The organism is Nocardia sp. CA-129566, from assembly GCF_050956075.1.
In the GTDB taxonomy this organism is placed as follows: domain Bacteria; phylum Actinomycetota; class Actinomycetes; order Mycobacteriales; family Mycobacteriaceae; genus Nocardia.
The window spans coordinates 1-13572 of the sequence record NZ_CP192086.1; the positions used below are offsets into that span (position 1 = coordinate 1).

The following is a 13572-nucleotide window of genomic DNA, read 5'->3' on the forward strand; positions in this document are numbered from 1 at the left end:
ATGGCAACCATCGCTCTCAAGGCCCTTCTGCAAGACCAGCATCTGCATGAGCACTCCGCTTTCTCGGAGGAGTACAAAAAGCACGCCCGGGCCTTGAACCTCAGCGATGGGCGAGCCGCTCCACCCACCCGGGCGCAGTACTACAAGTGGCTCGCCGGAAACCTGAATGGCGTTCCGCGGGGCCATCATTGCCGCATTCTTGAGAGCATGTTCCCTGGATGGACTGCCGAAGAGCTGTTCGCCCCAGTCGATCTCGTAGCGGACCGCCTGAAGCGCCGCGCGCGCAACGAGTTTGGCCGCGGTCAACTCGTTGAGGCAGTCGCAACGGCGCTTGGAACACGCGATACGAGCGTGACCGGATGGGGGCCTGTCCGCCTGCCGATGACGGCCGTCTCAGCACCAAAGCTGCCGGATGCAGTGAGCGACTTTGATGACGCAGATCTCCCGGAGGACGCTCGGCGGATCGGCAAGAAGCTTGCCGCCCTGTCCAAGGTGCTTCGCCTCAACCACACGGAAACTGTGCAGCTGGCCAGCCTGGTCGGAAATGTCGTTGAGCTGGACTTGCGGATCGACCTCGACATCGATGAGGACGGCCAAGCCCGGATCGTTTACACCCACGATGTTTTCAACATGTCGGAGGTGCCGCTGACACGCGTCGCGCGGGAGCTTTGGTTTGAGTATGCCGACGATGGCGGACTGTCCATCGATCCACTTCGTCGAGACCACCGTCAGATCTCGATTGAGCGCACCCATAATGCTCCAACGATGGCCAAATTCTCCTGCCAGGTCTCACCAGCGATCTTGCCTGGCGAGACCGGCATGATCAGCTACGCCTGCACTGGTGGCCGATTCGTTGATCACTTCTACTGGCGACAGGAGATGGTGCGGTACACGCGCCGATTCACGATCAATCTGCGGCAGAAGGGAATTCACAAGCTGCTCACCTGTTCTGGTGAGGAAGTCCAGCCTGGGGGTGCGATCAACAGCGCTTCAGAGGACCTACTGTGGGACTACGACGGCGACGACATCGTGGTCACGCTTACCAGGGATTATCTGCAGCCGAATCAGTCGGTGACATTACGTTGGGAGTTTGACCGGTGAACAGGGAGTTGCGTGACACCACCGAGCGTGTTTTGCGTGCATGGAACCGCTACGAGGTCGATCGTGGCGCACACCCTGTAATCGACTACGACTGCTACCCAACAGACGCCGAGATCCCCGCCGTCGAGAACCGTCTCGATGCGCTTCACCAGCTGTCCCGCCTGAAGGATGCGGCAACCGCAGCAGGAGAGACCGCGCTCGCAACCCGAATCGATGCCGACATCGCCTATTGCAGCGCGCTGCTTGGTCAACGAGAGCCGCTGGAACAGTACGTTCTACGGACCCAGGGCTGTGAACCCCGTGGCTGGTCGGAGGACTATCTGCACCTGCACCGCGAGCACGCGCAACACCATCTGAATTCGATCGGCATCGACTGGGGACCAAAGTTGACCAGCGATCTCATGACCGTCGAAGGGATCCTCGACGCCTCGGACATCGAAGGAGCCATTCGAGATTCCGCGGCGGGCCTTGAGCCATCGGTCCGGAACATGACCGGGTCGACAGCAGACTACGAACTCAGCATCGAATCCACCGACCTCGACGTCTATTGGAGCTATTGGCTCGACGGCGCCGGCCAGAAGACTCGGTTGCGGATCAATCGTAGAAATGCCCGCTTCACCAAGGTCTTGGCCCGCCAGTTCGCCCTCCATGAGGTATTGGGCCACGCGCTGCAATTCGCCAGCATCTCAGCACACTGCGCTAAGGAAGACGTACCTTGGATCCGACTGCAGGCCGTGCACGCGCCGAGTCAGATCCTCTTCGAGGGATTGGCCCAGGCCATGCCGCTCTTCGTAGCGGCGGATGACAAGCAACTCGTTGCTCGGGTACGTCTCGATCATTATCTGCAACTGGTCCGAGGGCAGCTGCACATCGCTCTTGCCCACGGGGAGTCTCTTTCCGAGCTCGCGGACCGAGCTCGGCGTTACGTCCCCTTCTGGACCGACACACAGATTGCAGACCTGCTGACCGACCGCGGCGCCAATGTCCTTCTTCGCTCCTACCTCTGGTCGTACTCCGCCGGCACCGACTGGTTCGTGCGGCTTGCCGAGTCAGCGCCTGGTGATACGGCACGAGAGGTTCTTCATGCCGTTTACCGCGCCCCTCACACCCCCGCACAGCTCATGGAACTCTGGCCGGATGGGCCAACTATCGGGGGCGAATAGTTCTGGGCGTCTGGACGACATCTCGCCAACCCAAGCGCCTCAAGTCAAAGCGGATCAGTCGACCTGCCGTTTTGGCCGCCCCCCTTCATTCCAGGCGATGATCGTCTGCGGCTCCCAGATCGGCGAGCCCGCGACACGATCAAATGGCTCCGGCAGGCGACCTGCCGATAGGTACGAACTCACTGTCTGCGGTGACCAGCCCAGATAAAGGGCAACGTCTCGCCGGGTCCAGTACGGCGCTTTCGGATCCGGTGTACTCATAGCTTCCGATCGTAGGAGCAAGCCTCCGATTTCCTGTAGCGCGACGGCGGCTTCCCTTGTCCTCATGTGGGGGCAATGGCACGTCGCACTGCTCGCCTGGGCGAAGGTCCACGTAATCCAGGGGCAAAGCGCAGATCCATGCCATGCTCGCGCTGGTCGACAGCATGGTCGCGCACGTCTAACAGGCTCCCGTCTCAGTCGCCTTCTCCGTGTTCACGAAGTCGGCGGTCGGCGCGCTCGAAGAGCGCGCGCACTCGTTGCTCGGCCTCGGCGATTTCCTCGGCGGTCGGCTCGGTCTGGTCGCCGCCGCGGCGGCGGGCCGCTTCCTCGGCCTGGTACTGGATCTCGTGTTCGGCTTCGGATTCCAGGGATCGGGCGGATTCTTCGGCGCGCTCCTGGGCGGCCTCGGCGGGGTGTGTGTGCTCCCAGACGGCCGCGTCCCGGGCTGCGTCGGCCAGTAGCCGAGACCGGCACGCCTTGGAGACCCATTCTGAGAAGTTCTCTCCGGCTGCCTGCTGTATCCGCGTGAACAAGACGTCGTCCATCTCGATGATTGCGGTTGCCATCAGCCCACAGTAGAAGCATTCTCGCGGCGGGACGCAGGTATGAAGACCACGGCGAGGACGACCAAACCTGCGCCAGCTGCAAGTCCCCGCGCGAACGCCGCCGGGTAGAGGCCGGGAAAACGTTCGATCGACGTGCAGAACGCCACAACGGCCAGGCAAGCGCCCATGCCGAAAAGCCCTTGGCGGGTAGCGCGATACAGCCGTGGTTGCGCCCGACGTTCCCATACGACGCCCATCCCGGCGAGATACACCATCGGCGGGATCAACCAGGTCAACCACGACATGAATGCGGACAGATGCATCACTGCAGTTCCCGCCGGCCCGATGGCGAGGGTGGCTTCTACGCCGCAGGCGATGATCATTGCGGCGGCCGCGGCGTTGCGGATGGCCATCATTCGTTGTTGCCCAGCTTGTCGTCCAGAACGATCGGAGGGATGGGCTGGCCAGGATTGGCATCGGGGTCGACCGCGTCGATCACCTTCGCGACCTGCTCGTATACCCGCCTGGTGAGAGCCCGTGTTTCCGGGGCCAAGCGCTGGCGGTGGGTGAGCTTGAGCAGCATCACCAGATTCGGACCCGAGAGAACGACTTCGACCATGTCGCCTCCACGGGCCGTGACCCGGTCTGTCGGCACTCTCGATGCCTCGGCGAAGAATAAGCCGACCCATAGCCGATCCAGCGCACGCCAGGTGTCTGTATGGCAGATCAGTTTGAGGCTGCTGACTCCGACCGCTCGATGCATCCGTTGTTCGTGGCTCGGCGCTGACGAGTCGTGAATCCCTGAGCCCCATCCCATTCTGTGATCTTGCCTGAAACTACCGGCAGCTTGCGTACGAAATCACTCCCACCGCAACGGATTCGAGACTTGAGGTCCCTACGCCCGACTCAATGCGACCCGCTTTTCAGTCGGTGATCAGCTTGACCAGGGTGCCGACGACTTGGCGCATGGTCGCCTCGGTCACGACGCCGATGCGTTCGGTGAGCCAGGCCGTGTACAGCGGGTGGATGCGGTAGACGACGGCGGACAGGCCTGGCAGCGGGTCGTCGTCGGACAGCTCGACGGCGAGGCCGGGCATGCGTGGCGCGTGCTCGATCGGGATCGCCAGCACGGTCGGCAGGATCGAGTTGATGCTGGTCCGCTGGACTATGAGCACGCGGTCCCCGCTCAGGGATGAGGGTTTCTCGCGGCCGGCGATGGTCGGCAGGTAGCGCCACAGTTCGCCGTGGGCGGGAGGGGCTGCGGTCACCAGGCGGCGCCACTGGCGCGGATGACCTCGGCCATCGCGGCGCGTTCGGCCTCGACCTGGGCGAAGTAGTCAGCGGTGTCACGGCCCTGGCTGTACTCGTAGCTGGCGGCGATGCGGGCCGAGTTGCGCATCACCTTGTCCAGCAGTGCGCTCTCGGCGAACGCAGACAAGGTGACCCCGTCAGCGTCGGCTGCCAGTTTGGCCTGCTCCAGCACAGCAGAGTCCACGCTCAGGGACGTATTACGCTTCATATTAGGAATCGTAACAAGATCGTGGCGTGCCCGACCTCGTTAATCCGAATCGTCAATAGTCCCGAGTGCTGCTTGAGCGCACCGGTGTTTCCCTGCGGTGAGAGAGTCGTATCGGTGACAGGATCGGCGGAATGAGGAGGACTTTCGGGGGGCTGGCCACCGTGTTCGTGGTCTCGGCGGCTGGGGCCGGTACCGCCGCCGCACAACCCGGTGCTACGACGACGCTGGTGCCGGAACCGACCACACTTGCGGTGCAAGCCATTGCAGCAGGCGGGTTGACCCAGCCGTACGCGACCGTCATCACCGGTGCGCTGGCGGTGGTGGTCGCGCTGATTGCACTGACCGGTGTGCTACTGACCCGCAGCCAGGCCGAACGACATTTCTCGCGGACGCACGCGCTGGAACAGACCAAGGGCCTACGGGAGCGCTACACCACCTGCGCCGAGCAACTCGCCCACACTTCTCCTGCGGTCCGCCAAGCTGGGGTCTACGGCTTGGCGGCATTGGCCGACGACTGGAACAACAGAACGCTGCATGAGGAGGCGCGGGTCTGCCTCGACTTGCTGTGCGCTTACCTACGCGCCTCCACAGGACCTGAAGACCAGGAAGTACGTCATTCGATCGCCGCGGTGATCCGCCGCCACGCAGATCAATGGTCGAGGTACCGCTATGACCTACACGGAGCGGACCTGACCAGCGCGGACTTGACCGGCGCGAAGCTGATCGGCGCGAACCTGACCGACGCGAAGCTGAGACATACGAACTTGCACGAAGCGAAGCTGCCCAGCGCGGACCTAACCAGAGCGGACCTGACCGACGCGGACCTGACCAGCGCACACCTGTTCGGCACGGACTTGACCGGTGCGAACCTGACCGCCGCGTATGTAGCCAGCGCGGACCTGACCCACGCGGACTTGACCGGTGCAGACCTCACCAGCGCAAACTTGGCCAGCGCGGACCTGGCCAGCGCAGACCTCACCGGCGCGAACTTGGCCAGCGCGCACCTGTTCAGCGCGAACCTCACCGACGCGGACCTGACCGACGTGGCGTACGACGAGTCCACAAGGTGGCCGGACGGCTTCGCGGCGCCTGCTGCCCGTGTATGACCCCTGTTGACGCTGTCCAGGGGTAGCGGGGATGCCAGTAGAACTCGCCGATTTCGGCAGAGTCCTGTCTCCGACGACGGGGCCAGAGTCACCGAACGGCATCGGGGAGAACTCGGGAACCGTTAAGCGGGCAGGTCACGCCTCTTTTGGCTTGTTGAGTGCCTTCTCGATCCGGCGGGCATGCTCGATGAGCGCGGCCGCGAAGGCGCGGGCCTCGTCGGGGTGCTTCTGGGCGCGCTTGGCCACCTTGTCGGCAAGCGTTGCTACCCGGGATCCCTCCGTCTCGAACCACGCAGACGGGGCCTCATCGGCGGCTTGGTCGTCGTCGACCTGTTCGCCGGTTAATCCGAGGACGCTGCGCACAATCTGGGTGATCGTGTCGCGGTCCCATACAACGCCGGGCGGTAGTGCGGCGACGGCGGCGGCGACGGTCTTCTGCACGAGGTTCGCAGTGACCTTGGGGCCGCTTCCGTTGGCGTTGGCGGCTTCCTGGACAAGGGCCAGATACAGATCGACGGCTGCCTGATTGCCGTGCTTATCGGCCACGGGCAACAGCTCACGCACCTGGCGCTCGTTGATTTTGTCCCCCATGGGGGACAAAGCGATGGGCTCCGCGACTGCGGCGGCGCTGATGAGCCGATAGGCCTGGGATGTCTGCATCTGCCACCGATCCACCACGTACGCCTCGAAGGTGTCGTGAGACTCCCGGTACAGGCGAGCATCGGAGATCACCTTGAGAGCCTTGCCCGCACGCCAGAACGCGATCCGCAGTACGTCCAGTGCGGCCTCGCACGCCGCGAGGTGGTTGCGTTCCTTCGCGGTGAGCGCCCCGGTGGCGTCGGGCTGGTCGTATGGCTCGGGGATCTCCGCGACGGTCACAGCGGCAGGAGCGCTGGTTAGTGGCACCTGCGTGGGTGCACCGGATCCCCCGGCGACTCCGCGCTCAAGAACAACAGCCGTGCCTTCAACCTTCGGGATTTCGCGGCGGCTCATCAGCTCGTCACCTTCTGCAATTCCGGTTCGCCGAGCGCGGCGAGGTACCTGTCCACGTAGGACTCTGCGGCGATTTTCATGGCGATGCGGGTTTTGGCGTCGTCGGCGGACTGGGGTGGCTCGCTGAATTCGACGGCTCGCTCGGCGCCGGCGCTCAGGTGCAGCGACGGCGACCAGACGGTATTCCCCCACGTCTCGATCGCTTCTTCCGTGCGTGTCTTGTGGGTTGAAACGCCGGTGCGGACCTTGTTGATGACGACGCCGATCAGGCGGGCGCGCATGTTCAGCGACAACTCGTAGTGCGGGTCGCTCATCATGGCGGCCAAGCGCCGCGCGCCACGGAGCCCGTCGTAGTCGGGCGTCATGACCGCGACCACGTTGACGCCGACACCGTCATGGTCGGGCGCGCGGGACGCGAGCGCGAGATGCAGCAGATGCCCGAGCGTTGGCGCGACATCAATGAGGACATCGTCGTAGTCATTCAGCAGAGGAGCGAGAGCTTGACGCAGCCGCAGGTGTGAGCCCGGAACCCCCGCTTCCGGGACACGGTTTTCGAGCTCGATGCGTGAGGGGGCCAAGGTGATGTTGTCGGCCCAGTCGCCCTCCCATTGGCATGGGAGCAGGCTGGCTTGCAGCACTTCTGGTGATGCCGAGTGGATTACCTCGGCCATGCTGGGCCGTTGCTCGATCTGCTCCTCGAGGTAGCCCATGCGGCGGGTGAGGTTGCCTTGCGGATCAAGGTCGATGCAGAGAATTCTCCGGGGCTTCCCGTCTTGGCGCTGGCGTTGAGCGAGTTCAGCGGCGAGCAGTGTGAGCTCCTGCGTTTTGCCGACGCCGCCCTTGTGATTGCCGAAAACAGTGGGTTGCGCCGCCATGATGCACAGTCCTTTCGAGATACCTTGCCGTGGCGATTCTGCCCCGAGGCATGCCGTTCTTGCCGCAGGACAGGCGGGTACGCGGATGTGTTTTATCCCCCATGGGGGGACAAACGGGATGTCCGGCTTGAGTTCGTCGCCTCCGAAAACTTGGTGGCGACACGGAAACCATAAGACCACACGAGGATCCGACCGGGGACTCCCGCGAATATGTTTGCTGTCCGCGAAACGACGCGCCGCGAGCCGCTGATCAAGCGATGGCCTCGATAGGGCGACCAGTCATGCCTGCTTAACACACCAACACCGTCAGAGAGCACCTTGTTCGTGTCATCGAATACGATGACCGGCCCGCTGCCCGTCGGCGCTCGGATCGCAAGAAGCAGCAGGGCATCAACTGGGATACCGCGCTGCTCGAATACGCGCGTGAGGTCGTGATGCGGGTTGAGCCTGGCATATCCGAACGAACCGGGCACAGCGAGTTTGGCCGCGCTCGTCGATGCCAGTGTGCGGGAAAAGATCACCGACTTCGAGCAGAAGTACAACCGCGGCCGCGCCTTCCTTCCGGTGGCGTAGCCCTCAGTCATTGATTCCGTAGAGGCGTTCTGCCTCGCGGGCGGGGTCGAAGTCTGGCCCGAGGTCGTCGGTAGAGATGGAGGTTGCATAGGCGGGTAGCCCGCCTGCCAGAAGTTCATCTGCGCCGGCCAGCGTGAGGCGGCAGACGTTGCAGCTGAAGCTGGTCGGGGAAATCGTGACTTCCCAGTCGCCGGTATGCGGGTCGTCCGGCCCATCAGGGTCGCAGTCGTAATTGATGGCTTGGCTCAAGTCGATCGGACCTGTTATCCGTCCGTGGCTTCCACATTCCGGACAGGCCCAGTCGACAGCCCATCCCCCATCATCGAGGTCGTAGGCGGCGTCATCCTGGAGCCGTTCGGTCGTTTCTTGGAACAGGGTCTCGCCGAGCCGTTCTTCCAGCAGGGTGAGGTGTCTGCGCGCGCGGGCGAGTTTCTGCGCGACGCGGTGTTGGACGTCGGAACGGCCCTGTGCGACTAGATCTTTGACGTTCCACCTGTGGTCGCCGTAGAACAGCTCGGGCGCGGATTCCAGCTGTTCGAGGAAGAGGTTGCACAGGGTCAGGGAGTCGGTGAGTATGTGGCGGGATGTCTCTGACGAGGCGATATGCATTGCCCCATTTCGTACTTCAACCATGCGATTGCGGCGGCTGTTGTTGAGTGGCAGCGCCCCTGTCACTGCCTCGATCCTGTTCAAGAGCAGTTTGAGGCCAACAGTTCTGAGCTTGGGGTCGGTGAGGCTAGGTGTGGTCGCCAGCTTTACCAGGCTCGCTTCGGCTTCCTGTGACAGCGGTACGACCAGCACGGGGTTCGTTTTCCACAGCACAGCCTTGCCAAGGTGCTCGACGGCCAATGGAGCCAGTAGGGCGACTTTTCCGTAGTCGTCGTCGCTCCACGCGTTCATGGCTTCGCCCATCCAGCCAGATGCCGACTTGATCAGGTGCTGGACGTCGCGATGTCGTTGCATCTCCTCGACTTGGCGCATTTTCTCGAGGGCGTCGGCGGTGTGCGTGGACTTCGGCTTCTCGGGCATGCAGGCCATGGTTTCACTGAGATCGGACAGGAAGTGCTCGATGTCGGTGCCCCGGTATACGATTCGGGCAACTGCGAAGGTCGCGGGTTCGAGTCCCGTCACCTCCACTCATGGGGGTGTAGCTCAGTTGGTAGAGCGTCGCTGTGACCATAGGGCACCCGTTGCCCAGGTAGAAAGGCCCCGCCTAATCAGCGGGGCCTTTCGCGTTGATCGGCTCTGGGTCATCTCCCCTCTCCCCTTTGCACTTCGCCTAGGGTGCTGCTGAATTGGCAGCGGTCTTGGCAGCATCGCAACTCTATGACTGACGAACGATTCCCGGGCATGCTCGGCGCCATGATTGCACTTCGCCACACCTCACAGCAGCGACGTTCGTTCGGACTGAGTCCAGAACTCCCGGAAAGAGACAAAAAGAGACTCGGCAACACTGAAACGCGACAGAAAGACGGCGAAAAGCGACTCGGGGTCGCGAAAAACTGGTGACATGAACGCATTTCGCGGCCCGCGCACTGCCAGAGAAGCTCAAGATCGACAGAGGTCGGCACCGGCCGTTGCTGCGACGGACAGGCTGGCGGCGAGGATGACCAAAGGGCGTAGCTCGCAGACGCTGATATCAACGAGCGTTCGGGCCATAGATGCTGTGAGGCAGCGCGATCAGCGCGGACGCATCCGGGATGGTGCCCGCCGCGGTCGGCCTCACGCAGCGCCGTTGGCGCGCATGCCGGCATCGGCGCGGCTGGTCGACGGGAAATCCAAGCCAAGCACCTGGGCAGGCTTGCGAATCAGCGCTCGACACACACTCTCGGTGTTCGATCCGAGTCAGCTGTCGATCGGAACTGCTAAGCTGTCAACATGGCACACTGCTAACAGTCCAACAGTCTGCCAGTCTTATGCTACTCGCCGCTTGTAGAGGACAGCCCGATGATGAACCTCCGGCTCAAGCCCAAATCCCCGCCGATCGCCGATAAGGATCTGACTTCCGGCGAACTGTCCGAACGCGTGCAGACCGCCCGCGGCCGGTTGGCCTTCCAACACGATCCCGCGCTGCTTGACGCGCTGTCGGAGCGGGAGCTGGCCGCGAATCGCGAGCTGGCCGAACGCATTCGCGACTACGGGCGCCGCGAAGACCTCGCGCGCGTCGAAACGGCGGCCACGGCTGCCGAACGGATGCGGCGCACTGCCGACCGCCTCGCCGACCAAGAGGCCGACGACCTGGTGACCGCACGCCAGGCCATCGTCGAGCAGCGTCGCCAGCACAGCCCACACGCCCGCCTGGCCTGGTTGCATCGGCGCCGCGGCAAGGTGCTGCGCGGGCTGACGCTGCTGATGGCGTTCGCCATGATCTTTTCCGCGGTCACGGTGCAGCAGAACATCGCCCCGACCGGTGGAGTCGGCAACCCCATGTGGTGGCTGTCCTACGGTCTTGAGGGACTCATCAGCGGAATGCTGATCGCAATCGCGATCAGCGCAAGCGACACCGCCGAGTGGGTCATCGACGAGGACGAATGGAAAGTTCGCACCGCCGAGGTCGCGCTGCTGCTCGTGACAATCGGTCTCAACACCTACCCCTACATCGGCGACGGCAACGTCTATGGCATCGCTGTGCACATGATCGCGCCGGTGATGATCGGCTTCGCACTCGTCATCCACGACGCCGCGTCCAAGCGCTACAGCCGCGCGATCGAGGCCGTGACGAACTCGATCACCGAAGCCGAATCCGACATCACCGCGCGCCTGGCCGAGCTCGCTCGACTGACAGACGTACCGACCACCGCAACGCGCATCGAGTCGGAGCGCATCGATGCCACCACGCCCGCACTCGAGCAGGCCCCCGCAGTGGTGCGGGACAGTGGTGCGGGCGTGGAGAACCAACCCAGACCTGAGCCCGCAGTGCGGACCACCCCGCACCCACACTCGCACTCGGCGACCCGCACCACTGCGGGCACTGCGGGACCCGCACCCGTAGCGGAACCCGCAGTGCGGGATGACGCCCGCACTGCTGCGGGTTCCGACCCCGCACCCGCACACGCAGTGCGGGATGACACTGGTGCCGAGCCCGCACCTGGTGCGGGCGAGCTGGAGGACGCCATCGTCCACACCCACGCGGATGAGGTCGCTGACCTGCTGTTGGTGCGGACCCGCACCGAAAACCCGCACCAGTCCACCGGTAGTGATGCACCGGCTGCGGCGGCCCGCACCGCTGTGAACTCGAGCGTCGAGCCGATCGAGACAGACGTCGAACACGATCCGGTCGAGTCCGGAGCTGTGGCCGCAGTGCGACCCCGCACCACCCCGCACCAGTCGACTCCGTCCCGCGTCGAGGCCTCGCCCGCACCGATGCGCGCCCAGGCCCGCACCACCACGATGGCGGTCGGAGCAGGCACCGCGACAGCGGCGGCCCTGCAGCCACAGTGGATGTCACCGGTGTTCGAACTTGCCGCGGAGGTGAAGGCTCGCGGAATCGCGAAGACCAAGCCCGTGGAAACGGTTGCTGCGGTCATCACCGCGATCGACGCCAACGAGAAGAACAACGCCATCGCGAATGCGCCAGAGACGAAGATGTCGCACAGCACCGTGGAGAGCATCCGTAGGACCGTCGCCGAGATCCGTCACGAGCACCGCGGTGGTGGCCGCGTCATCGAGCTGAGGAAGCAGGGGAACTGATCAGTGACAACGAAACCGACGCCGCAGCAGTTTGATTCAGTGCAACATCTGTGCGCCGCACAAACCATCCTGGATCGCGCCCAGTCGACCATGGGTGAGGTCATGGAGACCATGGCTCGCCTTTCCCGCGACATCCATGACGCCGAAACCCGGATCCGGCTGGCGCTCGCCCTGCACAAGGAGCAATCCGGCGAGATCGAGGCGGCGGTACCCACAGAGGCAATGGTGCTCGCGCAGAAGGTCAGCGAGCGTGGTCTGTCGAAGCAGTCGGTCGAGATCCTCACCCAGATCTATGAGGCTGCCTCACAGCCACACATGACAGCGAACGGCATCGCCACCGCGATGGGGTTGGCGCACTCGACAGTCGACAGGGCGATCAAAGCCGCGGCCTTGGTCACCGGACCGCACCCGGTGACCAAGTAGGAGGTAAAGCAGATGACCACCGACGACCATTTGACGAATGCCCGGATTGCCATTCTCCGGAAGTTGGACGCCGAGCGAACCGACCACGACATACGAACCTGGACAACCCACTACGAGCAGCTGGACGAAACGCTCAGCATGCTGCAGACCCTGGAGACGACGGTCGACGGGCTCGACAACACCAATGAATGGCCGACACTCGATCACAGCGCTCTGATCGCGCTGCTGCAGAAGGTGGCCGTACTACGCGAGCGTCTCGATCTCATCGAAATCACCGCCCTGGAAGCCGCGCAGCACGCCGGGGTCCCCTGGGAGAGGGTCGATTCCGTTTACGCGCCGGTGTCCGCGTCAGCGGCGAAGCAGCGCTACCTGGATCTGACGGTGCGCCACAACGGCATCAGCCTGTTCGGCTTCAGCCCAGACGATCTCCCTGATGACGACGATGCCGCCGCTGGCGTCTGAAAACCGGCCTGATGCAACACATCTCGAGACAACCGATGGCTGAAAATTTGCTGATCAGGATGTCACACACTTTGTGTGGGTACGCGTGTCGTAGGCACCCTCAGGCCCCAGAATGTGGTGGGGTAAGGAGTTGGCAGGGTCTACTCCCCCGCCAAACCCGAAGCGTGACAAAAAAAGAACCCATCCTCCCACTCGCCGCGAAACGAAAGAGGACGGGTTCCGGAACCCAAGTCGGGTGCGCTCACACAAATTGTGTGGGTCGCGCGTATGACGATACAGCCACACACCGACATGTGTGGATTGGACCCGCCATACGACCGCGTGTCGCACCTGGCTCTGACTCCCAGGAAGGGACAGAGTGCTCGACGCGATGACGATGCTGGCGCAGCGATTCACGCGCGCCCAATCACCACCGCCGCGGTTGCTAACCCTTGCTATCTCCCGACACGCCGACTGGCTGGGCAAGGGTGAAGTCATGACCGCCGAGGATCAAAGGGCCCAGAATGGGTTCTCGCGCTGTCGATTAGAGACTCCGGCGTGCGGGACGGTCGATCCGTGATGATCGACGTCCCGCAACCGCCGCATGGCTCCGGCGCGCCGAAACCGCAACCGGAAGCCCGAAGGAGGTGGACCACCTAGGTGTCCAACACCTAACTAACTGAACAACCACACATCAGCAGGCTGAGCCCTTCGCGGCCAAACGATCGCTCACCTGCTGCTTTCCAAAGAAACCGCTCCGAGAAGCGGCGCCTTTGTCGTGTCCCTGAAAGGAACCCGTTGGATAACCGGTCCCATGTTAAAGCACGCTCTTGCACAACGTGTGCTAGCCAGATAGATAACCTGGTCACAACTTCATCTAAA

Annotated in this window: 16 protein-coding genes; 7 read left to right on the top strand and 9 right to left on the bottom strand. The window is 63.4% G+C overall.

Annotated elements, in window-relative coordinates; genetic code table 11:
• The gene (locus tag ACQP0C_RS41425; protein WP_433734914.1) at positions 1-1101 is read left to right on the top strand and encodes a hypothetical protein; all 1101 of its coding nucleotides are present in this window, start codon (positions 1-3) and stop codon (positions 1099-1101) included.
• Positions 1098-2264: a hypothetical protein gene (locus ACQP0C_RS41430; protein ID WP_433734915.1), complete on the top strand. Its 1167-nt coding sequence runs from the start codon at positions 1098-1100 to the stop codon at positions 2262-2264. Before ACQP0C_RS41425 ends, ACQP0C_RS41430 begins: the two co-directional genes overlap by 4 nt.
• A 54-nt stretch (positions 2265-2318) precedes the next feature.
• On the opposite strand, the gene ACQP0C_RS41435 is transcribed toward ACQP0C_RS41430, so the two are convergent.
• The 6 genes from ACQP0C_RS41435 to ACQP0C_RS41460 form a co-directional block, all read right to left on the bottom strand.
• Positions 2319-2525: a helix-turn-helix transcriptional regulator gene (locus ACQP0C_RS41435; protein WP_433734916.1), complete on the bottom strand. Its 207-nt coding sequence runs from the start codon at positions 2523-2525 to the stop codon at positions 2319-2321.
• 194 nt (positions 2526-2719) lie between these two features.
• On the bottom strand, positions 2720-3091 hold the full coding sequence (locus ACQP0C_RS41440) for a hypothetical protein (protein WP_433734917.1): 372 nt from the start codon (positions 3089-3091) through the stop codon (positions 2720-2722).
• The gene (locus tag ACQP0C_RS41445) at positions 3091-3483 is read right to left on the bottom strand and encodes a hypothetical protein (RefSeq protein WP_433734918.1); all 393 of its coding nucleotides are present in this window, start codon (positions 3481-3483) and stop codon (positions 3091-3093) included. The genes ACQP0C_RS41440 and ACQP0C_RS41445 overlap by 1 nt, the downstream gene beginning before the upstream one ends.
• Positions 3483-3689 carry a hypothetical protein gene (locus tag ACQP0C_RS41450; RefSeq protein ID WP_433734919.1) on the bottom strand — a complete coding sequence of 69 codons (207 nt, stop codon included), beginning with the start codon at positions 3687-3689 and terminating at the stop codon, positions 3483-3485. The genes ACQP0C_RS41445 and ACQP0C_RS41450 overlap by 1 nt, the downstream gene beginning before the upstream one ends.
• Before the next feature lie 304 nt (positions 3690-3993).
• A complete protein-coding gene (locus ACQP0C_RS41455) occupies positions 3994-4338 on the bottom strand; it encodes a type II toxin-antitoxin system PemK/MazF family toxin (protein ID WP_433734920.1) in 345 nt (114 codons plus the stop codon).
• Entirely contained in the window at positions 4335-4589 is a 255-nt protein-coding gene (locus ACQP0C_RS41460; protein WP_433734921.1) for a hypothetical protein, read from the bottom strand. The genes ACQP0C_RS41455 and ACQP0C_RS41460 overlap by 4 nt, the downstream gene beginning before the upstream one ends.
• 131 nt (positions 4590-4720) lie before the next feature.
• On the opposite strand from ACQP0C_RS41460, the gene ACQP0C_RS41465 reads away from it, so the two are divergent.
• Complete coding sequence (locus ACQP0C_RS41465) at positions 4721-5695, top strand: pentapeptide repeat-containing protein (RefSeq protein WP_433734922.1); 975 nt, start codon at positions 4721-4723, stop codon at positions 5693-5695.
• Positions 5696-5830: 135 nt separating this feature from the next.
• Here the strand turns inward: ACQP0C_RS41465 and ACQP0C_RS41470 are convergent, their stop codons facing one another.
• Together ACQP0C_RS41470 and ACQP0C_RS41475 are read right to left on the bottom strand one after the other, a co-directional pair.
• Positions 5831-6688, bottom strand: a complete 858-nt coding sequence (locus tag ACQP0C_RS41470) for a hypothetical protein (protein WP_433734923.1) — start codon at positions 6686-6688, stop codon at positions 5831-5833.
• Complete coding sequence (locus ACQP0C_RS41475; protein WP_433734924.1) at positions 6688-7563, bottom strand: ParA family protein; 876 nt, start codon at positions 7561-7563, stop codon at positions 6688-6690. Before ACQP0C_RS41475 ends, ACQP0C_RS41470 begins: the two co-directional genes overlap by 1 nt.
• Positions 7564-8004: 441 nt before the next feature.
• Between ACQP0C_RS41475 and ACQP0C_RS41480 the strand changes: the two genes are divergently transcribed.
• Entirely contained in the window at positions 8005-8136 is a 132-nt protein-coding gene (locus tag ACQP0C_RS41480) for a hypothetical protein (RefSeq protein ID WP_433734925.1), read from the top strand.
• A gap of 3 nt (positions 8137-8139) precedes the next feature.
• On the opposite strand, the gene ACQP0C_RS41485 is transcribed toward ACQP0C_RS41480, so the two are convergent.
• Positions 8140-9267 carry a hypothetical protein gene (locus ACQP0C_RS41485; RefSeq protein WP_433734926.1) on the bottom strand — a complete coding sequence of 376 codons (1128 nt, stop codon included), beginning with the start codon at positions 9265-9267 and terminating at the stop codon, positions 8140-8142.
• Positions 9268-10083: 816 nt separating this feature from the next.
• On the opposite strand from ACQP0C_RS41485, the gene ACQP0C_RS41490 reads away from it, so the two are divergent.
• Genes ACQP0C_RS41490 through ACQP0C_RS41500 form a run of 3 tightly spaced genes read left to right on the top strand, consistent with a single transcriptional unit; the run spans position 10084 to position 12711 of the window.
• Positions 10084-11826 (top strand): hypothetical protein, encoded by a 1743-nt coding sequence (locus ACQP0C_RS41490; protein ID WP_433734927.1) that lies wholly within the window; start codon positions 10084-10086, stop codon positions 11824-11826.
• A 39-nt stretch (positions 11827-11865) separates the two neighbouring features.
• Complete coding sequence (locus tag ACQP0C_RS41495; RefSeq protein ID WP_433734928.1) at positions 11866-12249, top strand: hypothetical protein; 384 nt, start codon at positions 11866-11868, stop codon at positions 12247-12249.
• A gap of 12 nt (positions 12250-12261) precedes the next feature.
• Positions 12262-12711, top strand: a complete 450-nt coding sequence (locus ACQP0C_RS41500; RefSeq protein ID WP_433734929.1) for a hypothetical protein — start codon at positions 12262-12264, stop codon at positions 12709-12711.
• Positions 12712-13572: the final 861 nt, after the last annotated feature.